This window comes from Agrobacterium leguminum, from assembly GCF_015704895.1.
GTDB lineage: Bacteria > Pseudomonadota > Alphaproteobacteria > Rhizobiales > Rhizobiaceae > Agrobacterium > Agrobacterium leguminum.
Window position 1 is genome coordinate 41,064 of record NZ_JADQWB010000019.1, and the last position, 23,800, is coordinate 64,863.

Annotated in this window: 19 protein-coding genes; 12 read left to right on the plus strand and 7 right to left on the minus strand. The window is 57.6% G+C overall.

Features of this window, described 5'->3' with window-relative positions:
- Nucleotides 1-23: 23 nt before the first annotated feature.
- Nucleotides 24-1,496: a lipopolysaccharide biosynthesis protein gene (locus I3J13_RS21485; protein WP_080854409.1), complete on the minus strand. Its 1,473-nt coding sequence runs from the start codon at nucleotides 1,494-1,496 to the stop codon at nucleotides 24-26.
- A 72-nt stretch (nucleotides 1,497-1,568) separates the two neighbouring features.
- Entirely contained in the window at nucleotides 1,569-2,792 is a 1,224-nt protein-coding gene (locus I3J13_RS21490) for a glycosyltransferase family 4 protein (RefSeq protein ID WP_196380162.1), read from the minus strand.
- Nucleotides 2,793-3,286: 494 nt separating this feature from the next.
- On the opposite strand from I3J13_RS21490, the gene I3J13_RS21495 reads away from it, so the two are divergent.
- From I3J13_RS21495 to I3J13_RS21530, 8 genes are all read left to right on the plus strand, one after another.
- Nucleotides 3,287-4,615, plus strand: a complete 1,329-nt coding sequence (locus tag I3J13_RS21495; RefSeq protein ID WP_196380163.1) for a hypothetical protein — start codon at nucleotides 3,287-3,289, stop codon at nucleotides 4,613-4,615.
- A 142-nt stretch (nucleotides 4,616-4,757) separates the two neighbouring features.
- A complete protein-coding gene (locus I3J13_RS21500; RefSeq protein WP_196380164.1) occupies nucleotides 4,758-5,870 on the plus strand; it encodes an acyltransferase family protein in 1,113 nt (370 codons plus the stop codon).
- 181 nt (nucleotides 5,871-6,051) lie between these two features.
- Nucleotides 6,052-6,903: a hypothetical protein gene (locus I3J13_RS21505; protein ID WP_196380165.1), complete on the plus strand. Its 852-nt coding sequence runs from the start codon at nucleotides 6,052-6,054 to the stop codon at nucleotides 6,901-6,903.
- A gap of 130 nt (nucleotides 6,904-7,033) precedes the next feature.
- Nucleotides 7,034-9,292, plus strand: coding sequence for a polysaccharide biosynthesis tyrosine autokinase (locus I3J13_RS21510; RefSeq protein ID WP_196380166.1), 2,259 nt, complete (start codon nucleotides 7,034-7,036; stop codon nucleotides 9,290-9,292).
- Nucleotides 9,279-9,956, plus strand: a complete 678-nt coding sequence (locus I3J13_RS21515; RefSeq protein WP_196380167.1) for a hypothetical protein — start codon at nucleotides 9,279-9,281, stop codon at nucleotides 9,954-9,956. Before I3J13_RS21510 ends, I3J13_RS21515 begins: the two co-directional genes overlap by 14 nt.
- Before the next feature lie 79 nt (nucleotides 9,957-10,035).
- On the plus strand, nucleotides 10,036-11,607 hold the full coding sequence (locus I3J13_RS21520) for an O-antigen ligase family protein (protein ID WP_196380168.1): 1,572 nt from the start codon (nucleotides 10,036-10,038) through the stop codon (nucleotides 11,605-11,607).
- 56 nt (nucleotides 11,608-11,663) lie between these two features.
- A complete protein-coding gene (locus tag I3J13_RS21525) occupies nucleotides 11,664-12,869 on the plus strand; it encodes a glycosyltransferase family 4 protein (protein WP_196380169.1) in 1,206 nt (401 codons plus the stop codon).
- A gap of 188 nt (nucleotides 12,870-13,057) precedes the next feature.
- The gene (locus I3J13_RS21530) at nucleotides 13,058-14,137 is read left to right on the plus strand and encodes an acyltransferase family protein (protein WP_196380170.1); all 1,080 of its coding nucleotides are present in this window, start codon (nucleotides 13,058-13,060) and stop codon (nucleotides 14,135-14,137) included.
- A gap of 116 nt (nucleotides 14,138-14,253) precedes the next feature.
- Here I3J13_RS21530 and I3J13_RS21535 read toward each other — a convergent pair whose 3' ends face one another.
- Nucleotides 14,254-15,357 carry a glycosyltransferase family 4 protein gene (locus I3J13_RS21535; protein WP_196380171.1) on the minus strand — a complete coding sequence of 368 codons (1,104 nt, stop codon included), beginning with the start codon at nucleotides 15,355-15,357 and terminating at the stop codon, nucleotides 14,254-14,256.
- Between the two features lie 55 nt (nucleotides 15,358-15,412).
- Nucleotides 15,413-16,561 carry a glycosyltransferase family 4 protein gene (locus I3J13_RS21540; protein ID WP_196380172.1) on the minus strand — a complete coding sequence of 383 codons (1,149 nt, stop codon included), beginning with the start codon at nucleotides 16,559-16,561 and terminating at the stop codon, nucleotides 15,413-15,415.
- Nucleotides 16,562-16,974: 413 nt separating this feature from the next.
- Here I3J13_RS21540 and I3J13_RS21545 point away from each other — a divergent pair, with 413 nt between their 5' ends.
- Nucleotides 16,975-18,312, plus strand: a complete 1,338-nt coding sequence (locus tag I3J13_RS21545; RefSeq protein WP_196380173.1) for an SGNH/GDSL hydrolase family protein — start codon at nucleotides 16,975-16,977, stop codon at nucleotides 18,310-18,312.
- Between the two features lie 130 nt (nucleotides 18,313-18,442).
- Nucleotides 18,443-19,861: an O-antigen ligase family protein gene (locus I3J13_RS21550; RefSeq protein ID WP_196380174.1), complete on the plus strand. Its 1,419-nt coding sequence runs from the start codon at nucleotides 18,443-18,445 to the stop codon at nucleotides 19,859-19,861.
- 9 nt (nucleotides 19,862-19,870) lie between these two features.
- Here I3J13_RS21550 and greA read toward each other — a convergent pair whose 3' ends face one another.
- Nucleotides 19,871-20,353, minus strand: a complete 483-nt coding sequence (gene greA / locus I3J13_RS21555) for a transcription elongation factor GreA (RefSeq protein WP_137004952.1) — start codon at nucleotides 20,351-20,353, stop codon at nucleotides 19,871-19,873.
- 276 nt (nucleotides 20,354-20,629) lie between these two features.
- On the opposite strand from greA, the gene eglC reads away from it, so the two are divergent.
- A complete protein-coding gene (gene eglC, locus I3J13_RS21560) occupies nucleotides 20,630-22,027 on the plus strand; it encodes an endo-1,3-1,4-beta-glycanase EglC (RefSeq protein ID WP_196380175.1) in 1,398 nt (465 codons plus the stop codon).
- A gap of 78 nt (nucleotides 22,028-22,105) precedes the next feature.
- Here the strand turns inward: eglC and I3J13_RS21565 are convergent, their stop codons facing one another.
- Nucleotides 22,106-23,020: a TIM barrel protein gene (locus I3J13_RS21565; protein ID WP_196380176.1), complete on the minus strand. Its 915-nt coding sequence runs from the start codon at nucleotides 23,018-23,020 to the stop codon at nucleotides 22,106-22,108.
- A 48-nt stretch (nucleotides 23,021-23,068) separates the two neighbouring features.
- On the opposite strand from I3J13_RS21565, the gene I3J13_RS21570 reads away from it, so the two are divergent.
- Nucleotides 23,069-23,206 carry a hypothetical protein gene (locus tag I3J13_RS21570; protein WP_196380177.1) on the plus strand — a complete coding sequence of 46 codons (138 nt, stop codon included), beginning with the start codon at nucleotides 23,069-23,071 and terminating at the stop codon, nucleotides 23,204-23,206.
- Between the two features lie 237 nt (nucleotides 23,207-23,443).
- Here I3J13_RS21570 and I3J13_RS21575 read toward each other — a convergent pair whose 3' ends face one another.
- Nucleotides 23,444-23,785 (minus strand): hypothetical protein, encoded by a 342-nt coding sequence (locus I3J13_RS21575; protein WP_196380178.1) that lies wholly within the window; start codon nucleotides 23,783-23,785, stop codon nucleotides 23,444-23,446.
- Nucleotides 23,786-23,800: the final 15 nt, after the last annotated feature.

Genomic DNA, 23,800 nt, shown 5'->3' on the forward strand with positions numbered 1-23,800 from the left:
TGAAATTAAGTCGTTCTGCAATTTCATTTTCGTGAAAAAAGCGCTCTGGCCTCTTTAAGCACCCCCCTTATGTCCCCGGGCATGGTGATAAAAAGCAAAGCCGGATAGATCACCGCCCCTGCCGAGACGAGCAGGCATAGTGTTACCGGTTTGGAGAAACGTTCCCCCATCATCCAGTAAAGACCGCTAACCAGAACAGCCATGGTGAAGGCAGCGATAAGCGGCGGCATGCAGGTGCGAAGCGTGCCGCCTATCGAAATGCCAGCGCTGTTTCGGACGCTGACCAAAGCGACCGGCCACGTCAGATAAGCCCGCACGACATGGGCGAGAGTAACCGCCACCAAGCCGAAAGGCGCAGCGGCGAGACCCAGCCCACAACCGATAACGACCTGCAGAAACGACAGGTACAGGGTTTTACCGCCCTGCCGGATGGCGGTCAGAAGCGGCCAGACGAATGAATTGGCGACAAACGGCAGAGCTGTAAGACATAATAATTGCGTGACAGGTGCTGCTGCTGCCCAGTTTTCGCCGAAGGCAACGGGAACAAGAACCGGCGCCGTGGCCGCAAGGCCAAGGAAACACGGGAAAGCAATGATGCCCGACAGCCGGATGAAGCCGAAATAGGCATTTTCGAGGGATTTGTTCTCGGCATTGATACGTGCATAACTGGTCAACGCCACCGATGTCAGAGGAATGACAGCCAACTGACTGACGAGATCGATGCACCGCCACGACAATCGGATGTATCCCACGGCCGCAGTCGAGAGAAACGTCGCAGCGATCAGCTCCTGCAGGCGGACATTGAGACCCATCAGGAAGTTTGCCGCAAAGATGCGCGACCCGAAACTCCACTGATCCGCTACATAGGCTCTGATGAAACGCGGACGCGGGATCCATCCACAGGCAATCCAGTTCATACAAGTCGTCACAAGACTGGCAATCAGCCTCTGCACGACCATTGCCCATACGCCCCAACCGTTCAGAGCCAGAGCGATTGCGATCACACCAGCGAGAAAATTGGACAGGAGCGCACGCATGGCAAGCTTGCGAAACGCGAACTCACGCTGCAGGCGGGCTTCATGGATGGCGCCGGCGCCCATGATGAAAAGAACGGTGGAAAGCGCCATCAAGACCGGGCTGAGCTCGGCAATTCTAAAAAGGCTCGCGAGGAAAGGCGCCGCGAGCGAAAGCAGGGCACACAGGAAAGCCCCCCACAGGAGTGAAAACCAGAAAGCGGTATCGGCATAGTCTTCGTCCAGCTTGGGCCGCTGCAACACGGCTTCCGGAAGGCCGCCGCGGGCCATGACGAGGATAATATCCACGAAAACCGTTGCGATGGCGACAAGCCCAAATTCGTCCGGCGTAAGCAATCGTGCCAGAATAAGGAAGACGACGAAAGACAAGAAGACGTTGCCATAGCCGCCGACCGCGCTCCACAAGGCGCTCGTGACCGAGCGCCTTTCAAGACGTGGAACGTTATCGTCCAACTTCAACATCTGCAAAACCCAGGACGCAAGTTCGCGCCTTGACGGCAACTGAAAGATCAGTGTTTGGCCACCGCGCGCTCGTCATGCGGCTGCAGCCTTGCTTTTCGCCACCACATCCTCATAGAGTTTCACATAATTTTCACCGACCCGACGCGAAGTGGATTCCTCGACGATGTTTCCGAAATCGGCCTCCGTCGGCAATTCTTCGCGCGAGAGTGTCAGCACCCGGCGGATACGGGCGGCAAGGTCGGTGGCGTTGCCTGGCTCGAACAGCCAGTCATGGTTGGTCTCGCCGATCAGCTCCGGAATGCCGCCGGAGGCTGCGCCGATGACCGGCACGCCCATGGCATAAGCCTCGTAGATCGTGCGTGGCGAAGGCTCCGCCCAGAAGGAAGGAACGATGAGCACGTCGATCTCTTCGAGAAACTCCTTCGGTTTCGCCCAGCCGACGAATTCGATCGGCAGATCGCCGGCCTGAGCCGTGAAACGTTCGATGGAATCGTCCATCGCATGGCCAGCGACCAGACAGCGCCAGTTGCCGTGGCCGATTTCCTTGAAGGCATCGACCATGTTGCCGACGCCTTTTTCCGTATTGATGCGACCGATATAACCGAAGGTCAGCGGCCGGCCAGTGCGGTCGATCCGCCGGCGGGCGACGGGATCGCCCTCCGGAACCGTGCAGGAATAAAAGATGACGCGGCGCAGGCTTTCCGGAATGTGGTGGAAAAGCCCGTGATTGACATGCGTCTTGAGGATTTCAGTGCCGACGCTTGCGACAGCGCCGATATAACGCTGGGTGAATTTCTTGGTGAAATTCACCGCCTGACAACCGAGATGGATGTGCTCGCAGGGCTTGCCGCCCTTGAACATGGCGGCGTTGCCGCACAGGAGATCATATTCGCAGATCGTGTGAACGATCGGAATGCCGCGCTTATGCGCCGCCCGCCATACCAGCGTCGTCACATCCAAAAGCGAGTGGGTGTTGAGAACGTCAGGCTTGAAATCGTCGAGAACGGCTTCGAACTGCTTTTCGACGTCGAAATTCCACTGCTGCTTGAGCTTCTGCATGCGCCGCTGCTGCGGCGAATATTGCGGCCAGTCCTCGAGCCAGAAATCGTTATTATGGAACATGCGGTAAACGGTGACGCCATTGCGCATGGTTTTCGGTTCGGCCTGCCGCTCGATACAGGCGGCGCCGACCGTATGTCCCATGGAGACGAGTTCCTCGGCGAGATGTTCGACCGAGCGTTCGCATCCACCAACGATATGCGGCGGATAAAGGCTGCTAAGATGGAGAATTCTCATGCGGTTACGCTCTGTTTTCCTTCATCGAAAATCTATGGCGTCCATCCCGGGCTCGTTCGTCTCCCCTCATTCCAAGAGACCAGTGAGACATCTGCAAAAATAAAAGAGCCGGAGCAGAACTAATGTTTGAAAATATGAATTACCAAAATCTACTTTTCAAAAAGCACGGGAATCGACGCTATTTCAAGTGATTTTTTTCGCGGCGCGGCAAAAGCCATGCGGTGTTGCGAAAAGAACCGGTCTCGTGTTACGGTTTAGCCACTTTAAAGTGCAGGCAATCGGGAGAAATCGGTTGCGTTGCAGCTTGTGATTATATTCCAGTTGATAATATCTGTTTTATTTCAAACACATGGATTTCAGGGCGATTGTAGATGCCGAAAACTTCCAGGACATTCTGATCTCGACGTGTTGAGAGGCATCATCGCCATTTAAACGGCGACGTCCATGTGTTGACGTCTGGCTTATATTTTCTCCGGACACACCAGGAGGCGAAGATGAATGGAAAAACGCCGATCGCCATGGGCAGCCTGACACGGCGCAACCTGCTTTCAGCCGCGCCCCTTGCGTTGGTCGCCGCCTCCGGTTTGCAAGCCATTCCCGCACGGGCGCAGACGGTTGCTTCAGCCAGTACCGAAGCCTTTCTGGACAGCGTAGGGGTGTGCGGTCACTTCACCCGTCCCACGGGAATCTATCCGGAACAGTTCGAGCGGATCGTGCCCGAACTCGAAGCACTGGGCGTCCGGCATCTGCGCGATGACGGGCTCATCACCGCGAGAGACAGTCGCGACAGCCCCGTCTTTCGGCGGCTGCGCCGGATCGTGGCGGCGGGCGTTCGCCTCACCATCATCTGTTACGACAATCTCAACCCTTACGTTTCCACGCCGCTCGACAGGCTGGCGGATTTCTATGACTGGTGCGACGCGGGTATCGATGTTTTCGAGGGCAGCAATGAACCGAACCTGACGAAGAATCCGCAAAATGCTCCGCGCATTTCGGCGGAGCATCAGGCGGCGCTGCACGGCGCTATCCGCTCGGTTCCGCGCCTGAATGCGGTGCCCGTTGCGGCGCCAAGTTATGTCCTGTCGAACAGAGCGCTGGCGCTGGACCTGAAAAATGCCTGCGATTACGGCAATATCCACGCTTACGCCGGGATGGAGCATCCCGAAACGACCGGTCCGGGGGCACTCTCGAAATCCATCGCCGCTTCGGCGCATATAGCGGCCGGCAGGCCGGTGCTCGCCACGGAAATGGGCTACCATACCTCGCTGCAAACCAAGACATTTCATTTCCCCGTTACCGAAGGCATCAAGGCGCGCTATATGCCGCGCATGCTGCTCTGGTGCTTCATCAGCGGTATCCGCAGGTCCTACATCTATGAAATGGTTTCAAGCTTCGCCGCCGATGAGACAAACCCGGAATCCTCCTTCGGCCTCCTGCGCCACGATCTGAGCCGCACCCCGGCCTACGAGGCAGTTCGCGCCCTTCTTTCCCTCTGCAGGGCAGAACGGCAAACCGGACCGGAGCAACGACAGCTCGATTTCCTCACTGCCGATTCCCAAAGGTTGTCGCTGCATCTGGTGAGATCGGACGGTGCTTTGCTCGTGCCTGTCTGGCTTGGAATTTCCGGCTGGCAATGGCCGGCCCGCATCGAAAACCCGCCCGCCGAACGGATTGCGACATTTTCGGTGGCCGGCCAGCATAGTCATGTTATCGCACACCGTTTCCGCGATGACGGCTCCGTGAGCCAGCAGACAATTACGCAGGAAAGCGGACAATACCGGCTTTCGGTCAGCGACCAGCTTACGGTTCTGGAAGTCTTCTGAATGGCGCGGAGGAAATGCGCATCGCAAAATTGTGTGTATCGCGTCGCGCTATTACATGATAGCCTGCTTGAATACTGGACTTCCGCACCGCAAAAGCGGCGCAATATAATACTAAATATATCTTTATTTTTATAGATTGACGATGATGAAAAACTTTAGAGAAGCGCCCGTTGCCGGGGCGCAGCGTCTTGATGTTCTTCAGGTGATGCGCGCCGTTGCGGCAACCATGATTGTTGCGCTGCACGCGGACGTGAACTGGCCATTCACGCTTTTCCCACTGCATCTGCCGAGACTGAGCGGCGGTGTCGACCTGTTTTTTGTTATTTCCGGCTTCGTCATCGTTTATGCATCCCGGCCCTATTTCGCGGCGGCAGGCGGCCGTTCCGCATTTCTGCTGCGCCGGTTTCTCCGCATCGTTCCGCTTTACTGGTTTGTGCTGACCCTGCGGCTTGCCATAGCCGCCAGCGTGCCCCTTATCAGTGCAAAGGCCTTCCCGCCGTTACAGTCGATCCTCACCTCCTACCTGTTTATTCCCTATGACAGCATGGGTTATGGCGACGCCTATCCGTTTCCGCTGATCGATCTCGGCTGGACGCTGAATTACGAAATGTTCTTTTATATCGTTTTCGCAGCGTTCATCTTCCTGCCGCTGGAGCGCGCGGTATTCACGACCGCCGGCGTGCTGTTTGCCGCCGTCATGATCGGCTCCGCCTTCGATCTCGGCCTGCCGTTCAGCTTCTGGTTCCAGCCGATCATTCTCGAATTCGTCGCGGGCATGCTCCTGGCGGTCCTCTTCCTGCGAGGCGTTCGCCTGCCGCCCCTGCTCGGGCTCGCAACGGCCCTGTGCGGCCTGGGGATCTGGATGCTGACCGATCTGAGCAGGATAGGGTTCCAGTGCGATCCGGGCTGTTACTCGTTTTCGCGACTGCTGGTTTTCGGCGGCGGCGCAATTCTACTGATGGCAGCGGCGACCTTGACCAGAAATATCTCCCTGCCCCGTTTCGCACAGCCGCTGGCGAAACTGGGCGATTCATCCTATGCGCTTTACCTGCTGCACCCGTTTATTTTCCGGGGCTTCAAAATTGCGCTCGGCGGCGTCACGTTCCCGCCCGAATGGAGCAACCTCGTTTATCTCGTCATCGTCGTCAGCACCGTCGCCATAGCCCACACCTTCCACGTCCTTGTCGAAACGCCGGCCAATATCTGGCTGCGTGACCGGCTGATAACATCGCCACGGAAAGTCGCCGTGTCATGAACAAACTGGAGAAAGGCAAGGGCGGCCGTTAACAATAGCTGAGGGTTTCCGCCACAGGTTTATTTTAGCGCTTGATCCTTTGCTTGGGCTGTGCGATTTAAAAAGAAATTTTAAATGTTGGGTAACCTTGCCCAGCATTGGATGTATTTAAAGTCGTATTTTAAAAGATTTGGAGAGTTGGATGCCCCGCATTCGTAACGGCTCGATGTTTGTTGGTGCGATGTTTATTGCCAGTATGGGTCTCTTTTCCGCTGTCGCCAACGCACAGAACGTGGAAACCGCACCGCCGGCCGCACCGCAACAGGCGCCCTCAGCCGAGAGCGCTGCAACAGGCGCGCCCGTCAAGGCCGCCGATGAAACCACCGCCGCATTTCTGAGCCGCGTTAACACCACCAATCCGGACACGGTTTCCATCACCGCAGCGGAACTGTTCAAGCAGTCTCCGACGCAGGGGACGATCAGGGATCTGGTCACCATCGCTTCCAGCACGGATGCGGCAGCGGCCGACGTAACCGGAAAAGTGACGAGCGGGTTTCCGATCATCGCCGTTTCCACCAGCGCGGCACAGTTCTCCGAACAGCTTTCCGCCCTGATCCTGAGTGACTCCGGCCAGTTGCCCACCATCGTCGCACTGGCCCAGAAGGTCGGCAACAAGGACTTTTCCGAAGTCGTCGGCGAAGGCCTGGCGCTTGCCCACGCCACCGCGATGAGGAACGGCAATACGATACTCGCAGCCGCCATCCAGTTGCAGACAAAGGGCGCCAACGTACCCGCCGATCTCCTGATCGCCTTTAGCGAAAATATCGAAGGAACGGCTGCCGGTCCGGCCGCCCCTGCCGCGGCCGCAGCGGCGGCTTCGCCGATCGGCGGCGCCGGTTCCTCGCCAGCAAGCGCCAACAGCATCGGCGGTTCGGGAACGGCAGGTGCCGCAGGCGGCACCGCACAGGCGGGTGGCGGAAGCCCGCCGGCTGGCCGCGGCAGATCGCTTTCAACCGGCAGCACCAGCACGACGACGAGCACAAGTCCCGTTTGAGTTTGGCTTTATCGCCTTTCCCGTGAGGAAGGCTGCCGCCATTTCTGTGATGCAACCGTGACTTGGCGGGCCCTGCGCCCGCCGAAAAGAGCGAGGCTGACAGTTGTTACAAAGGCACGATCCCCTGACGATGGCTGACTACGATAAAAACGGGCTGACGGCCGAATTTATCGATATCGACGCCGTTCTTGCGATGATCCGCCGGCAGTGGCGCATCGTGCTTGCCGCCGTCGCAGTCGCCGGGGCAATCGGCCTCGCTTTTGCCGCAACGGCCGTTCCGATCTATTCGGCGACGGCGACGCTGTTGATCGACCGCAACAACAGCCAGATTGTCGAACAGCTTTCGACGATCGGCGGCGTCATAGAGGATGAAGCCTCCATTCTCAGCCAGGTCGAGGTTCTGCAATCGGAAACCATCGGGCTTGCCGTTGTCGATAGTCTCAATCTTACGGAAAATCAGGAATTCAGGGCAACGCGTGCATCGCTTCTGAGCTCGATATTCGGCACCATCCGCTCGCTCGTCAATGTTTCGCAATGGTTCTCGCCAGCGAAGAAAAAAGAGGCGGTGGTTGACGATGGAACCCTGAAAAGATCGCTGTCGGACCAGCTGCTCAACGGCCTCAGCGTCAAGCGCATCGGTCGGACCTACGCGCTGGAACTCACCTATAATTCGACATCGCCGGTTCTCGCCGCGCAGATCGTCAATGCCGTGGCCTCGGCCTATCTGCTGGACAAGCTGAATTCCAAATACGAAGCGACGCGGCGGGCCAGCGACTGGTTGTCCGACCGTATTGCCGAGCTGCGCCAGCGGGCGCTCGAAACCGATCTGGCCGTGCAGAAGTTTCGCGCCGAACATAATCTGATCTCGACCGGCAACAACAGCCTGCTCTCCGATCAGCAGCTGGCGGAATCCAACAGCGCGCTGATTTTGGCGCAGTCGGAAACCGCCAGGGCGCGGGCGCGGGTGCAACGCATTGAACATATTCTCGCCACCGACGATGTCGATGCGGTCGTTACCGATATTCTCGACAGCTCGGTCGCCAACGACCTGCGCAAAAAATATCTCGAAGCTTCCAAGATCGAGGCGGAAATCACTGGCCGACTCGGCAGCAACCACGTTCAGGCGGTACGTCTGCGCAATGAAATGCAGGAATACCGGCGGCTGATGTTCCAGGAAATCAGCCGCATCGCGCAAAGTTACAAAAGCGATCTGGAAGTCTCGGAAGCGAGGGAAAAGTCGCTCGCCGAAAGTGTCGCCAAGGCGACCGACATCAGCAACTCGGCCAGCGAGACACAGGTTCAGCTGCGCGAACTGCAGCGCGAGGCCGAAACCTACAAGAACATGTACCAGACCTTCCTACAGCGATATCAGGAAGCGATGCAGCAGCAATCCTTCCCCGTGACGGAAGCGCGCGTGATTTCCAAGGCGATGCCGCCCAGAATTCCGAGCAAGCCGAACAAGCCCATCATTTTGGCCCTGTTCATGATCATGGGTGCTGCGGCCGGTGGCGGTATCGCCATGTTCCGCGAATTCCGCGACCGGTTTTTCCGCACTGGCGAACAGGTTCGCGATGTTCTCGGGCTGGAGTTCCTCGGCAATACCCCGCTCATCCAGAACAAGGCCGTAATAGAAGATCAGGAAGGCGGCCATCCGGCCTTGACGCGCCCCACCAGCGTTGCGCGCTACGCGGTCGACCATCCGCTCTCCTCCTTCGCCGAAACCCTGCGCAGCACCAGGCTTGCCATCGATCTCGGTATTCCCGCCAAAAGCGGAGCGCGGATTGTCGGTGTCGTCTCAGCCTTGCCGAGCGAAGGGAAATCCACGATCTCCATCAATCTGGCACAGTTGCTTGCCGGGCAGGGTGCGCGGGTCCTGCTGCTGGATGCCGATATTCGCAATCCCGGCGCCACGCGCGCCATGGCGCGTCACGCGAGCGAGGGCCTGCTCGAAGTCTTACTGGAAGGCCGCAGCGTGCAGGATGTGCTGCTTCGTGACGAAAAGACACGGCTCGCTTTCCTGCCCACGGTGGTCAAGCAGCGTGTCCCTCATTCCTCCGAACTGCTGACCTCGGCGCAGATGCACAAGCTGCTGGCCGAAGCGAGCAATGCTTTCGACTATATCATCGTCGACCTGCCCCCGCTCGGGCCGGTGGTCGATGCCCGCGCCATGGCGGGGCGGATAGACGGTTTTATCTTCGTCACCGAATGGGGCAAAACCGCCCGCAGGGCAGTGCGGAACACGGTGGAGAATGAGGTTCATATCCGCAAGAAGTGCCTCGGCGTCGTCCTCAACAAGGTGGACACCGAAAAGCTGAAGCTTTACCGCGCCTATGGTTCGAGCGAATATTATCATTCGCGCTATACACGATATTACCATGACCAGGCGTGACGGCGTGACGCGCCTGCGGAAAATCCTCGCGGTCGTGCCGGTCCTCGTCGTTTCCATCTTTGTCCTGTCCGTCGCGGCGCAGGCCTTTTCGCAAAGCCGGCGGTTTTCCGATATTGTCGCATTGGCGCGGATCGCCGACGACAATAATGGCCTCGCGCCTGATCTCCTTGCGGAAACGGTCCCTGAACTTCAGCCCATCGTTAGCGAAAAAATCTGCCGTTCGGATATCGTCAAAGCCGGACTAAGGCTCGTTCTGGCCGATCTCGATGCAAATGGCATCGATCCGGCATCCGATTCCGGCGCGGCGCGTCTCGGTTTTGCCGAAACCTTTATTCGCCATTCGCTCTCTTGTCTTCCCGCAAATGGCGATGTCTGGCTGCGTCTTGCCATGGTTCGCTCGCTGCGCAACGCCTCGCCCATGGAAGTCGCCGTGCTGATGAACTTCTCCCAGCTCTATGGGCCTGCCGATGCCAATTTGATCCGTGGGCGTTTCGTGATTTGGCAGCAATTTCCGAAAAACACCTTGCCCGAGGCGGAGGCTGCCCGCGAGGCGGATACGGCCATCGTCTGCGGCAGGCAGGGAGAAATCCTGCGATGGACGCTGGCGGAAGTCTGCCCAAAGCCACCGCCGGCAGACACAAAACGCTCCGCTCCGCTGTCATGATCTGAAACGATGAAACGGCTGAGCCTCGTCGATATTCGCGGCATAGCCATCACAAACAATTCCGACAAAGCCCAAAGATATGTCGCTCACCGATGCCCGATCAGAACCGCTCTCCTCCTCGCAACCCCCACTGGGGGCGGTTCGGGACTATGTCCGGCCGGTCGCAATAGTCGCATTCTGGGCAATATTTCTGCTGGCGCTTCTCAATAGGGGCGCAACGGAAATCGAAAGTCGCATCGTCGTCACGACCGCGATCTATCTCCTGCTGGTGCCATCGATCCTCCTGTTCGGACCGCCGAAGGCCGGGGCGGGCAAGGTATTCGCGGCAGCCTGCCTTTTATTGGGAGCGCTCATCGTTCAGGTGCTGTTGCAGGCATCCTCCATGCCCGGCATCGCGCGCGCCAACCCGGCATGGTCCACCGCCGCCATGTTCATGCAGAATGCGCCAGCCGCCACAATCTCACTGACACCTGCGGATGACCGGCTCGGCCTCTTGAGCGCCGCCCTGCCCTTCGGCGCCTTCATGGCCGGCCTCGTGCTTTTCGACAGCGACGAGCGTGCGGCAAAGACGCTGCGATGGTTCGCAATTGCCGGTGGCTGGCTTGCGCTGTTTTCCATCGTGCAATTCGTGCTTTTCCCCGAAGCTCTCGGCCTCATCCAGAAGCGCTTCTACCTCGGCAGCCTCACCGGCCTTTTTGTCAACCGCAATACCGCCGCGACCTTCTTCGGTCTCATCCTTCTCACGCTCGCCGCATTGTTACATAAAAGCCTCCTCGCTCCCGATTGGGCGAGAGTAAAGGCGCTCGTGGCAAATCGCCTGACCGTGCCGGCGGAGCAGAAACAGCTCATCCGCAGGGCCGCTTTTCTCGGCGTCCTCGCGGGCTTTTGTTTCATCGCATTGATGCTGACGGGATCCCGTGCGGGGATCGGCTCAAGCCTCGCCGCGCTGATTTTGCTGATCCTGCTGATTGTGTTCAACTCTCCCGCCAGAACCGGCCGCAATGGGGCCTCCAGCCGGCGCAGGCAGCGCGGGACAAGACGTCGTGCCGCGCTCCTGATCGCCATCGCTATCGCCCTCTTCGCGCTTTTCGCCAACCGGGTGGCGCTTCGCATGGAAACGCGTTTGGAAGACGATATGCGCTTCTGCTACATGCCGGGCATCGCCCGCGCCATCGCCGACAATTGGCCGCAAGGGTCGGGCCTTGCAAGCTTTACGGAAATCTATGCGCCCTATCATGTGGCGCGATGCGGGGTGGACGCCGTCGTCACCCACGCCCACAATGTCTACGCCGAAGGGCTGCTGACACTCGGTGCGGCCTTCCCGTTTTACCTCGCTTTTTTTGTGCTCATCCAACTGGTGATTTTCATTCGCGGGACACTGAAACGCAGAAATTATCGTTATGCCTCTCATCTCGGCCTTGCCGCGCTGCTGCTCGTCCTGTTGCATTCGACGCTTGATTTTTCGCTGCAGATTCCGGGCTTTGCCATGGCCTATGCCGTTTTCCTCGCCCCGGTCGTCACGCTTTGCCTGAACCCGCCCGGAATGGAGCGGGAAGGCCGCAAACGGCGGAGACAATTTTCGGAAGACGCTACAATGCGGGCGCCGGGCCATTCAGACCAGACAGTACAAACGCCGCTTCGTCTGCAATAACGGATTTTACGAATGCAAACCAGGTTTCGTGATCTTAAAGGCGCAGGAATTTAAGCATGCGGATATTGCAAATAACCTCGCTGTTTTCTCCGGATCGGGTGGGCGGTGCGGAAATATTCGTGGAAGACCTTGCGCGTGGACTTGCCGATAAGGGGCACACGGTCGCGGTGGTCGCCATCTCCCGTGAAGAGCAGGCAGCACAACAACGAGACGGTTTCACCATTCACCGTCTCGGGCATACCACACCGTTCTTTATTGGCGACTGGGGGCAACAACCGGAATGGAAGCGAAAATATTATAAGATCGCCGTGCAACTGGATCCGCGCCTCGTTCACCGGCTTGCGCGTGTGATCGATGATTTCCGGCCGGACGTGGTCAATACCCATTCGCTATCGGAACTGACGCCGCTGATCTGGCCGATGATCCGCAAGCGCGGCGTTCCGCTGGTTCATTCGCTGCATGATTTCACGAGCATGTGCACCAATGGCTCCCTGTTTCATGATGGGCATATCTGCGATGGCAGCAGCAAAAAATGCCGTGCCTTTTCCTATCTCCACCGGCGTTGCCAATGCGCAGTCGATGCTGTCGCCGGCGTTGGTCGCGATATCGTCGAACGCCATGTGCGGGCCGGCTTTTTCACCCATGTTCCCGAAAACCGCCGCACGGTGATCTGGAACGCCATCTCACCGCCAGATTCGCCAGAACCGCATATTGCCCGCGCGCCCGGCGAGCCGCTGGTTTTCGGCTATCTGGGCCGCATCGAAGCAGCGAAAGGGGCTGACTTGCTGATAGAAGCGTTGCGGCTTTTGCCGCCGCAGGGCTGGCGGGCGGTCATGGCAGGCCGCGCGCCGGATGGTATCGAGACCTATCAGCAAAAGGCAGCCGGCCTGCCGGTCGAATTTCCGGGCTATGTGGAAGCCGATCATTTCTTCGCCGGCATAGATTGCCTCATCGTGCCGCCCCTATGGCCGGAGGCCTTCGGCCGCACCGTCGCTGAAGCCATTCTGCGCGGCGTACCCGTCATCGGCGCAAATCTTGCGGGTGTTGCCGAACAGATCGGCGCGGACAGGCCGGAACGCCTGTTCGCCCCAGGCAATGCCGCCGAACTGGCCGCGCGCATGGCAGAGGCAATGCGCAATCCCGCCATGCTTGCGGAAACACCTGAAACCCGGGAGCGAATTCGCCAGGGCGTTGAGCCTGAAGGGGTCATTGCGGCCTATGAAAAGCTCTATGCGGATGTGTGCGACGATATTGAGCCATAAATATTATCAATTACACGGCATTGTTTTTGATATTCACTTTATAGCGACCATGTTATTATCATGCGCGCTTTCTAAATTTTGTATATTTTCTCCAAACTACATCAAAAATTAATTAAATAAAAAATCCAAATAAAAAATATAAATCACGAATACCAATCAAATATTTATTATATATAATTGAGAAAAAGATGATATACAATCTTCAATTCCTACGCGCATTCGCAGCTATACTTGTATTTTTTTATCACAGCGAGATTTACTGGAAGGGCGTCCTTCCGTCAACTTGGCTCTTCAAGCTTGGGCTAGCAGGAGTTGATGTTTTCTTTGTTTTAAGTGGATTCATCATGGCTGCAACTACATCATCACGTGATGTTGCAGCCACATCATTCCTTAGCCATCGCATTTTCCGTATCGTCCCCCTTTATTGGATTATAACGCTGCTTTTTACATTCTTATTTTTTTCGGGCCTCAAGCCCGTAGGCTTGATGGAGTTAACGTCGGAATATCTTATAAAATCCTTGTTCTTCATTCCGTTTTTAAGGGGCGGCGCAGCTGAACCAATCGTAACAGTCGGCTGGACACTTAACTACGAAATCTTCTTCTATCTCCTTTTTTCACTTTGCCTTTTTATTCCCAACATTAGGGCGCGGCACCCGTCTGTAATTATACTAATCTTACTCGCACTTTTACCCCGAAGTTTTGGTTCAGAGAATTTTTACGCGATTTATTATGGTAATCCGATCATACTTGAATTCTGCTTGGGAATTGCCTGCTATCATTGTGTTACATTGATGGAGAAAGCCCTCGACCCGAAGCATATGGTCCCTCTTGCCAGTGCCTTCGTCGCAGCATCAGTATTGTTCCTTTTCGCGCCAGCCTTCGGCTTAACCGGAGAAGTAACGACATCTCACTTTGCGGCGTCTGCCTTCATCCGCCCGCTCACATGGGGCGCGGCAGGATTCTTGGCTGTTTTGTCCGCTGTACTTCTCGAACGTGCAGGCTACGTATCGCGACGGGGGTTAGTCCAAATTGGCAATGCAAGCTATTCGATTTATCTCATCCATGGACTGATGCTGCATGGCGCATCCAAGGTAGTCAGCGTATTTTCACCGACCCCAGTAATATTTGCGCTGGCAACAACGACTATTGCACTTTTACTGTCGATCGCCGCAGGCCTCGTCTTGTTTCGATATTTAGAATCGCCCATCAATAAAATGCTACGTGAGTCCTTTACGCGTTTACGCGTAACGCACCCTTCACCCAGTTAGCGGATATATCCAACCTATTGTGATAACCCCCGGCGCAATACAAAAGATATTTACAGCTGCCGAAGGATTATCCAAAGAGAGAGCCATTTTTACATCGGCAAGAAGCAGCATCTTTCTTAACATTTAACGGCGTCTCCGTGGAGAAGCCACGCATAGCTCTCCGCCGCCTTCTCCCACGAATATAATTTGCGGTTTTCATAACCCGCCTGGCGGAGATTTTCTGCCAGTTCCGGATTGTCCAAAAGTCGCTCAAGCGTGTCGACAAGGCTTTGAGCATCCGACGGATCGAAAGTCAGGGCGCCTTCGCCGGCAATCTCCGGTGTTGCGGAACGATTGGAGCAGATGACCGGGCATCCAAGCTGCTGCGCTTCCAGCACCGGCAGGCAGAAGCCTTCATAGGTGGAGGGGACGCAAAGGCAGGCTGCGTGACGGTAAAGTTCGGCCAGTTGCCGGTCATCTATGCCGGAAAGCCGGATCAGCCGGGCCTGCAGCTCCGGATCGTCCAACGCGCCGGCGATTTCCTCCGCCTCGTCGCGGCCAACATGCACGATGCGCAAATCCGGCCATTTTTTACCGAGTATGGCAAAGGCTTTGCCCAGGAGAGCGAAATTCTTATTGGACGTCGCGTTTCCGACCGCCAGTATGTAGCGTCCGGGAACAGGCGGCACCGTGTCGAAAACCCCGGGATCGACATTCAGCGTGCTGTCGGAATAAATGGTGATGCTCTTATCGGCAGCGGCTGGATAAAAACGCCCCAGATCCTTCCGCGTCGCTTCAGATACGCAGATGACCCGATCCGAACCGGCCATCATCAGCTTGAAGATGAAATCGGTCGTCAGGGTCGCCCGCCAGCCGATCTGTTCGGGAATGGTTTTGAAATAAAGATCATGAACAAGGGTGAGACGCCGTTTGCCGCCGAGGGGACTTCCGAAAGGATCGGTATTAAACAGCACATCGATGCCATGCCGGCGGCAGAGCGCGGGCAGCATCGCGGCCTGACGCACCACATCGAAAACCATGACGCGCGGTCGTGGAGTCTCGATGAGCTGCAGCCGGCTGTCGCGCAGGTTTTCAGGCAGTTGCGCCCGCGTCCAGGGAGAGCGCAGAACATAGTCGTCACCCGTCTGCTCCAGCAGCCGCTCCAGCAGGCTGAAGGTCACGCGGGCCACACCGGAGGCCTTGCCGCCATATTGGCTCGGCATGTTTACGAGAATGCGCATCCTGGCCCTTCCGCCTGCCGGCATTGCCTGTTCCTGTCGATCGCCGGGTGAAACCTCACGCCGCCTCCGTCAGCAGCGCAGAAACGGAGCGGCAGGTTTCCTCCAGCGAGAAACGCTGGCTCACATCCTCCCGCCCCTTTTGCGCCAGCCTTTCCGCCAGGGCCGGTTGCGACAGGACACAGCCGATCGCCGCCGCCAGCGCCGATGCATCCCCCGGCGGCACGAGAAGGCCGGTTTCGCCGTCACGGATGATTTCGGTAACACCGCCGCCGCGCGTGGCGACAACCGGACGCCCGCACATCATGGCCTCCACCACCACCCGGCCAAAGGGCTCGGCAACAATCGAGGTATGAGCAACCACATCCATCGCCGACATCAGTTCCGGCACATCCGGGCGGAAACCGAGGAAACGGACGCGACCGTCGAGACCGAGACGGGACGCCTGTTCGCGAATGCGCGCCTCATAGGCCTCCTGCCCGAAAAGCGCACCGCCGACGATGACCGCCTGCACGCCCTCCATCGCCGCAATCGCGTCCAGAAACACATGTTGTCCCTTCCATTCGCTCAGCCGGCCAAAAAGGCCGACAAGCGGTTGCGGACCAAAGCCCAGTTCCGCACGCAGCCGCGCGGCCGTGCCGGGCTCGTATAGCCTTGCTTTCGCAGGGTCGAAGCCATTGTAAACGATGCGAACCTTATCCGCCTCACCGCCGGCCTCGATGAAAGCCCGGCCCGTCTCTTCGGAATTGACAGCCACCAGCCTGGCGAAAAGGCGCGCAAATGCCAGCGAGGCGCGGCGGTTGGTGGCGCTGAAAGCCGGATCCGTGACGATATCGTGTAAAATCCAGACGAGCGGCCGGCGGCTGAGCTTCGCGGCCAAGGCACAGACGAAAAGCGCTTTTTGCGAATTGGCGCAGATCACATCATAGCGCCTCGCCTCCCGGCTCAATTGCCAGGCGACCGCCATCACGTCGGCCGCTCCGCGCAACAGGGCGCCGAAAGACGCATTGCGGCGGATCGACAGCATTTTTTCTCCGGCGGACAGCATGACCGGAGCACGCCCCGCATCAACGAGATCATCTGCGGCCGCACCGCCGCTGAGAAAACAGGCACGCCAGGAGTGTGGGCCCGCCTTGACGAGGTCCGTCAGAAAAAGTTCGGCGCCGCCCTTCTCTCCGGTATGGCTGACGAAAAGAGCGGATGTCATGGCGTCTCCCCTGCCGGATGAGAGGGCCGACGATGCATCTTTCTGTGATTGCGGGCATGAACAGCCGGCCCGCGGAAAGAACGAACCTGCCCGAAAGCGACGGGAATATCTTCACCGGAAGCCGCGTGGAAACGCGTGTCGCTAGATAAAAATACCAGCATAAAAACCTTTATTCGTAATAGAATTCAATAATAACAATAATAATTAGAATAATATTCTATTTTTACGCCTCAAGCGAGTTCAAAGAAAAATTCATGACGCTCGTTTTCATGCGCTGTTTTCTGTTTCGCTCCCGGCATTTTTCCCCGGTCCTCGTGGCGGAACTATTCTGAGGCCAGACCAGGAGAACGAACGATGACACCGCCCGAACACAACATATGCATATATACGGCGCGAACGGAAGAGGTGGCCGCATGATCGGTTTGACGCTCGGCATACGTCCCCGAAACATGGGTGACATCGGTTTTTCCCTGACCGCGTTCTCGCCCTTGCGGGCCCGTCTGGCGGCCGGGCAGAATGCCACGATCTTCGTGAACGGCGACAGCACCGCCCATGCCGAAGCCGGACCATTTCAGCAATTTGCGATGATGCTCGGCGATCTGCACGATACGACTGTTGTGTTATACCGTTGGGCGGAATGGGAGACGAGCGCCGCCACCGGGCCAAAAACCTATGCGCCCCCGGTCACGCTGCGCGCCGGCAAAGGAGCGACGCTGACGCTCTATCTTGCGACGCTGCCCGGCGGCATGGCGGGTTACATGCTTGCGGAACAGCGCGCAGCGGCGCTGAAGATTCCCCGCCCCGATCTCTGCATCATGCATCATGGCCACAATATGCAGACCTTCGAAGCGCCCGGCGGCATTTTAAGCTCCGGACGGTCCACCCTGCTCGGACCGCTGGGAATGACCGAATGGCAATGGCCAAATGCTCCGCAACTCATCACCACGCAGAATCCGTGGCGGGATGGGACGGGTTACGACAAGGTCTATCAGGCGATCCTCGACCTAGCCCGATCCCATCCGAACCTCACGCTGGTGGATACGCATGTCGCATTTCTGGCGAAGGGCAAGGACGCCGCCCTTTATCGGGACAATATTCACCCGAACGAGGCGGGCTCCCGGCTGATTGCCCGGACCCTGTTCGATTCCTATCTGGGATCGGCGCGCGATAACAACTTCCAGACACCTTGCTGGCCAAAGCTGCCTGCCGCCAATCTCATCGGCAATGGCGATTTCACCGATTGGACTGGTTCCGTTCCAATGGGCTCGGCTATGACTTCACCAGGTTCTGCCACCAAAACCAACGAAATCATCTTCTCCCAGTCCTTCGCAAGCAGCCTCGCCCTCTACCCAAATGGCAGCCAGATCGCCGGGCTTACTCGCTATTTCCGCAATGCGGAGGCCACAGCGATGATCGGCAAGACCATTTCCTTCGCCGTACTTTACAAAAACAACGAGAGGCAGCGTGTGCCCTACATCGCACTGGTTGCGAAAAGCGGTGGCGCAGTCCGGACAATCGTTTGCTCCGCCCTGCAATTCGGAGGTGCCAACATCGCCAGTAGTGGCGGCTGGATGTGGGCGATAGCCAACGGGATCGCCGTTGACCCCGATATCAACCCGGCGGGGTATACTTTCTTTCTGCGAATCCTTCCGGCATTCGGGACCAGCGCGCCCACCTCGAATGAACCAGTTCACATTCAGCGCATCATTGCCGTCGAAGGGGATTTACCGAGAGGCAATCTGATCTCGTGACGAAACGATAAAATATCTTGCGCGGCGACGTCATCGAGCCCACTAATGGTCACCATATTATATTGATTGCCACGCGGTACCGCTCTCCTGCGGAGAGTCGAAATCCGCTTACAAAAGATAGAGACCGCGGATGAAAAGACCAGCAAACCATGCGGCATCGCACCAGCCTGCTATACCGGGTTTTGTTTTGGCAATACCGCTCTACCCTTCAAGGACAATCAATATTCCCGGCATCTTTCTCGCGACATTCGTTTTCGCCATTGGTTTCTTCATTCAATGCAATGTGGCGACCAGCAATATCGGCCTGCGTTTCCTCAACATTACCGACATGCTGGTGCTGATGACGCTGCCCGCCATCGCGCTGCTTTACATTCGCTGCCTGACGCCCTCGATTATCCTGTTTTATCTTCTTCCGCTGACAGTGCTGTTTGTTCTCACGACGCTCTTTGCCGACGCGCGCGGCGATGGCGAGTTTTACACGACGGCGATGACCTATTTTTATGCGGTCTATTTTCTGTTCTTTGCCTATATGCTGTTCAAGGAAAACCTGCTCGAACTGTTCTGCTGGGGCATATTTGCGGGCTTCATAGCGGTGACGATCCTGCTTTTCCTGGACATTGTCATCCATGACCAGCTCGCCTCCCTCGGATTGTCCTTCATGTTCGATGAGGCGGGCGTGCTGGAGCTTGCGGCGAAAGGTGAGATAACCCCGCTACTTTTGCGCGTCGAAAAGGCAGGCGGCATCTGGCCCGTCGGCAACACGGCTGGACCGGCCTTCGCGCTGGCCGGAGCAGCGGCGGCCTATGTCGCCGAACGCCACCAACGCCCCGCGCTGTTTGCCGTGTTTCTGCTCGTATATCTTGCGAGCTTTACCCTTACGCTTAACCGCTCGGGGGTGTTTGCCGTCCTCGCCATCGGGCTCTATTTCTACGTCCGGAATTTTTCGATCAAAATGCTGCTCAGCACCTATTTCGGTTTTGCCTTGAGCGCCCTCGTCATCGCCGCCGTTTTGCCGCTCGGCGCTTTCGAGTTTGCGGAACAGGCCTTTTCGAAACGTTTTCTCGAGGACAGCAATAGCAGCAACAACTTGCATGAGCGGTGGGAGACGATCACCGGCGGTTTTCAGGTCATGTTCCAGCATCCTTTGGGCATAGGATTTACCGCGCGATACGAAGAACTTACGCAGATATCGAGGATCGGCACGCCACATAATGGTTTTATGGCCACCGCCTATGCTTCCGGATTGGGATTTTCCATCATGAGCGCCTTCGCGCTTTTTTATGCAATTTTCCGGAAACGCAAAATCGGCTTTTTCACCTATTCGGCAATCGGCGTCATTATCGGTTATCAATTTGAAGAGCTGAATTTCAACCCCGTCTTCATGGCCCATGTGGGACTTGCGCTTGCCTATGCCGCCATTGATCTGGACTTCAGACTTTTCCTGAAAAACACGATGATGCGGATGCTGGGCACGGCAGACAATGCGCGCAACCGGGAAGAAGAAAGCCTGATCGGAAACAGGCCGGGTCTAAGTCCACCTGTGTTCTGACCGAACGCTTCAGGCGACGTCGACGATCTCGATCTCCCTCCCGCCCAAACTGACGAGATCGCCGGCCGCTTTTCCCATCAGCACCCTTGCAACCGGGGAGACATAGGACATCGTTCCCGCAGCGGGATCGGCCTCATCTTCGCCGACGATCCGGAACCGTTGCGTTCGCCCGTCATCGCGGCTGAATGTCACCAGGCTGCCGAAGGCGACGACGCCATCCGCTGGCGGATCAGGCATCAATTGCGCGGTGCGAACCCGCTCGGAGAAATATCGCAGATCGCGTAGCGGGCTGGCGGAAATGCGCCGTCTTTCATTTATGTCTTCAATGGCATTGGCCGCCTCGCAGGCTTCGCGCGCCAGACGCAACTGCTCTTCCAGCGCCTTCAGCCCGGACTGCGTTACCAGATTGGGATGAGGCGAGATTACCCGATCCGGCAGAACGGTTTCGGCTGCGGTTTCCGCACTGTCTTCCTTGGTGAAGGCTACGCTCAATCCTGACACTCCATTCCCGATATGCCCCGCGACATATCTGCGATCCGCCCCAATCCTGCCATCGCCCGCAGGGGCACCGCAAGACCGCGCCGCGCCGGTTCAAAAACGGACATGTAACAGGCGGAAGCGGGTCATGACAACGCGCCCGTTCAACAGCTGAATGCAACCGCAACGGAACATACCCCTCATATTTCGGCCTAACAGGAGGCTTTTTGCCCTGTTAGGGTGTGCAGCAGGAGGAGTGAGACACCAACGCTAACGGACAGGAGACGGTTCATGGCCCGGACAGTAGTGAATGCGCTTGGAGACACACTCTATTACAGCGGCAGTTCCACGGGATTTTTCTCCGCCACGGGTTCCGGCCCGCTGCTCACCGGCACCGCAGGCAATGATTCCATGTGGGGCGACAGTTCCGTCAACGTGACCATGGCGGGCGGCACGGGCGACGATATTTATTATCTCTATTCGAGCATCAATCGCGCCGCCGAAAATGCCGGGGAAGGTATCGACACCATCGATACTTGGATGAGTTACACCCTGCCCGACAATTTCGAGAATCTCAGGGTAACGGGCGATGGGCGTTATGCCTTCGGCAATTCGGCCGACAATATCATCACCGGCGGGTCGGGCAGCCAGACGATCGATGGCGGGGCTGGCAACGACGTGCTGATCGGTGGCGGCGGGGCCGACACCTTTGTTTTCACCAGCGGCAACGGCACCGATCTCATCACGGATTTCAGCGCCAATGACACGATCCGGCTGAATGGTTACGGCATCACATCTTTCGATCAGCTTGTCGGCAGCGCCACGCAGCAAGGCAGCGACCTGTGGCTCAATTTTTCGAATGGTGAGGCCATCGTTCTTGCTGGAACGACCATAGACGACCTTCAGGCCGACCAGTTCGAACTCAGCCTCGACCGATCGTCCCTCACCCAGACCTTTGCCGATGAATTCGATACGCTGTCGCTGCGCAGCGGCGATCAGGGCACCTGGGACGCCAAATATTGGTGGGCGCCGGAAAAGGGAAGCTCGCTGACGACGAACGGCGAAGCGCAATGGTATATCAACCCCGCCTATGCCGGCACATCGGAGGTCAACCCTTTCAGCGTCGAAAACGGCGTCCTGACCATTACCGCCGAGGAGACCCCGCAGTCGATTGCCGACGAGGTCGAGGGTTATGATTATACCTCGGGGATGCTGAACACCTATTCCTCCTTCAGCCAGACCTATGGCTATTTCGAAATCCGCGCCGATATGCCGACCGACCGGGGCGCCTGGCCTGCCTTCTGGCTCCTGCCCGAAGACGGCTCCTGGCCGCCTGAACTCGATGTCATCGAAATGCGCGGTCAAAACCCCAATACGCTCATCATGTCCGCCCATTCCAACGCCACCGGTGAACAGACCTCAGTCATCAACAATGTCAGCGTGCCGAGCACCGAAGGATTCCACACTTACGGCCTGTTGTGGGATGCCGAGCATATAACCTGGTATTTCGACGATGTCGCCGTGGCGCAGACGGATACGCCCGATGATATGCATGACCCCATGTATATGGTCGTCAACCTTGCCGTCGGCGGCACGGCGGGAACGCCATCGGACGCTGATTTCAGCGATGGCTCGCAGATGATGATCGATTATATCAGGGCCTATTCGCTCTCCGACTGGGCCGCATGAATTAAAACACCGGCAGTCGCATCGGGACTGCCGGTGTTTCAAACATCAGCCTCTCGGCTTACGCCTCGTTCAGGCCAATCACTCGGCCGCGAGCTGGGTGCGGGCGCTATTTAGCGAGATCAGGTGCCGCGCCGTTTCGAGGCTTGCCGGCTGCTCGGCGCGATAACGACGGCCGATTTCCATCATCAGCACGGTATCGGGCAGGAAGGAAAGTTCCGAGAAGATGTCCTGCCAGTCGATATCGCCCCAGCCGAGCGGCATGTGCAGATCGCCGATGCCGAGTGCTGTGTTTTCCTGCGGGAAATAGGGCTGATAGAAGCCCTGCGGGCGGCCGAAGGAATCGTGCACATGCAGATGGCCGGCAACCGGCGCCATGGCGCGAAGTTCATCGCGGAAATCGAGGCCACGATAGGTGGATTCGAGATAGGCATGGCTGAAGTCGATCAGCGCAACGAGATTTTCGTGACCGACAGCCTTCACGGTCGCTGCCACCTCGGCCGGTGTCTGGCGATATTGGCCGGGTTCGGTGGAGAAGATATTCTCAAGGGCGATGCGCACGCCATAGGGCCGGCAGAATTCCGCCAGTTCAAAAAGCGCTTCCCGCTCGCGGCTGTCGGCATCGGCCCGTTCGGCGATCTGGTCGGCACGCAGCGCGCCGCTATGCTGGACGAGAATGCCCGCGCCGATACGCTCGCATAGAACGGCAAGCGCCTTGGCCGCATCGATCTGGTAACGGCATGTCACCGGATCCATGAAATTCGAAGAGACGAGACCGTGCACGGTGTAGCGGAAATCGAACTGCTTTGCGAGCGACACGAAACGGTCGGCGCGCTCTTCGATAATCCGGCCGCCGGCGATCATGTCGAGGCTTGTTGCGGCGATTTCCACGGTATCGCAGCCAATTTCGGCAAGCGCGCGCAGATCGTTTTCGAGGGTGGCCAGTTCGCCATCGTCCGAGCCGGCGTTGAAGCCGGTACCTATAAGATTGCTCACTTCGTCATCTCCAGGGCTAGAAAGGTCATGGGAGTTCGGACGCCGCACATGCGACGCCACTTCAAACAGGTCCGGGCGGTCGATATCGACGTCGTCTATCCCGGGCGATGCGATGCCGTAAGAAAGTCCGAGGTCGCCGCCGTGTCGGTAAAAAGCGACCGGGACATGGTGATCCGTTTCCGTTGAAACCGATCACTCAATTAAGTTTCTTCATTTACAGCTTTATGACATTTCCGCAGGCAACCAGCAGGAAGAGCGGGCCTTCGCGGCTGGACAGGCAGCGGCATGAAGAAGTGCGTGGGAGGCCGTCGGAATGTCAGGTTGCGGACGCTCGGGTCCGCTCAAATGGCGAAATGGCCGCAAATTGCGGCGATGGGTCTGCGCGCCAGAACGTTGAAACCGGATGTCTTCCGGCGGGAGGTGCTAACCGAGATTGTGCACCATGAAATAAATCAGCCAGCAATGCGCGATGGCCAATATCGCCCAGGCCCATTTTGCGGCCCTGATATCGGCATCGACAACCCTGTTTCGGATTTCGGTCCTGCCCGGCGCCTCTTTTCCGGCTCGATCATCGCCGACGGCGGATGCGGGCAATGTCTGGGAAACGGGCTCGCTGACAACGTAGAGCCTGTCGCTGCGCAGAAGCGGGCGCGGCTCATCCTCGACGCTCTCCGCATCGGAAAGCGTATCGTCGCCGGAAACGCAATTCACCGCCACAAGCTGCGATGACATCCCCCTGTTACGCACTTTACCTCTATTGGGCATCATAATGTTCCACAC

Coding starts and splice junctions, on each gene's coding strand:
- I3J13_RS21510 (WP_196380166.1), top strand. CDS start 7,034: ATGGCTGACTACGATAAAAACGGGCTGACGGCCGAATTTATCGATATC.
- I3J13_RS21540 (WP_196380172.1), bottom strand. CDS start 16,561: ATGACATCCGCTCTTTTCGTCAGCCATACCGGAGAGAAGGGCGGCGCC.
- I3J13_RS21575 (WP_196380178.1), bottom strand. CDS start 23,785: ATGCCCAATAGAGGTAAAGTGCGTAACAGGGGGATGTCATCGCAGCTT.
- I3J13_RS21520 (WP_196380168.1), top strand. CDS start 10,036: ATGTCGCTCACCGATGCCCGATCAGAACCGCTCTCCTCCTCGCAACCC.
- I3J13_RS21500 (WP_196380164.1), top strand. CDS start 4,758: ATGATGAAAAACTTTAGAGAAGCGCCCGTTGCCGGGGCGCAGCGTCTT.
- I3J13_RS21535 (WP_196380171.1), bottom strand. CDS start 15,357: ATGCGCATTCTCGTAAACATGCCGAGCCAATATGGCGGCAAGGCCTCC.
- I3J13_RS21550 (WP_196380174.1), top strand. CDS start 18,443: ATGAAAAGACCAGCAAACCATGCGGCATCGCACCAGCCTGCTATACCG.
- I3J13_RS21570 (WP_196380177.1), top strand. CDS start 23,069: ATGCGACGCCACTTCAAACAGGTCCGGGCGGTCGATATCGACGTCGTC.
- I3J13_RS21490 (WP_196380162.1), bottom strand. CDS start 2,792: ATGAGAATTCTCCATCTTAGCAGCCTTTATCCGCCGCATATCGTTGGT.
- I3J13_RS21515 (WP_196380167.1), top strand. CDS start 9,279: ATGACCAGGCGTGACGGCGTGACGCGCCTGCGGAAAATCCTCGCGGTC.
- I3J13_RS21495 (WP_196380163.1), top strand. CDS start 3,287: ATGAATGGAAAAACGCCGATCGCCATGGGCAGCCTGACACGGCGCAAC.
- I3J13_RS21525 (WP_196380169.1), top strand. CDS start 11,664: ATGCGGATATTGCAAATAACCTCGCTGTTTTCTCCGGATCGGGTGGGC.
- I3J13_RS21530 (WP_196380170.1), top strand. CDS start 13,058: ATGATATACAATCTTCAATTCCTACGCGCATTCGCAGCTATACTTGTA.
- I3J13_RS21505 (WP_196380165.1), top strand. CDS start 6,052: ATGCCCCGCATTCGTAACGGCTCGATGTTTGTTGGTGCGATGTTTATT.
- I3J13_RS21485 (WP_080854409.1), bottom strand. CDS start 1,496: ATGTTGAAGTTGGACGATAACGTTCCACGTCTTGAAAGGCGCTCGGTC.
- I3J13_RS21545 (WP_196380173.1), top strand. CDS start 16,975: ATGATCGGTTTGACGCTCGGCATACGTCCCCGAAACATGGGTGACATC.
- eglC (WP_196380175.1), top strand. CDS start 20,630: ATGGCCCGGACAGTAGTGAATGCGCTTGGAGACACACTCTATTACAGC.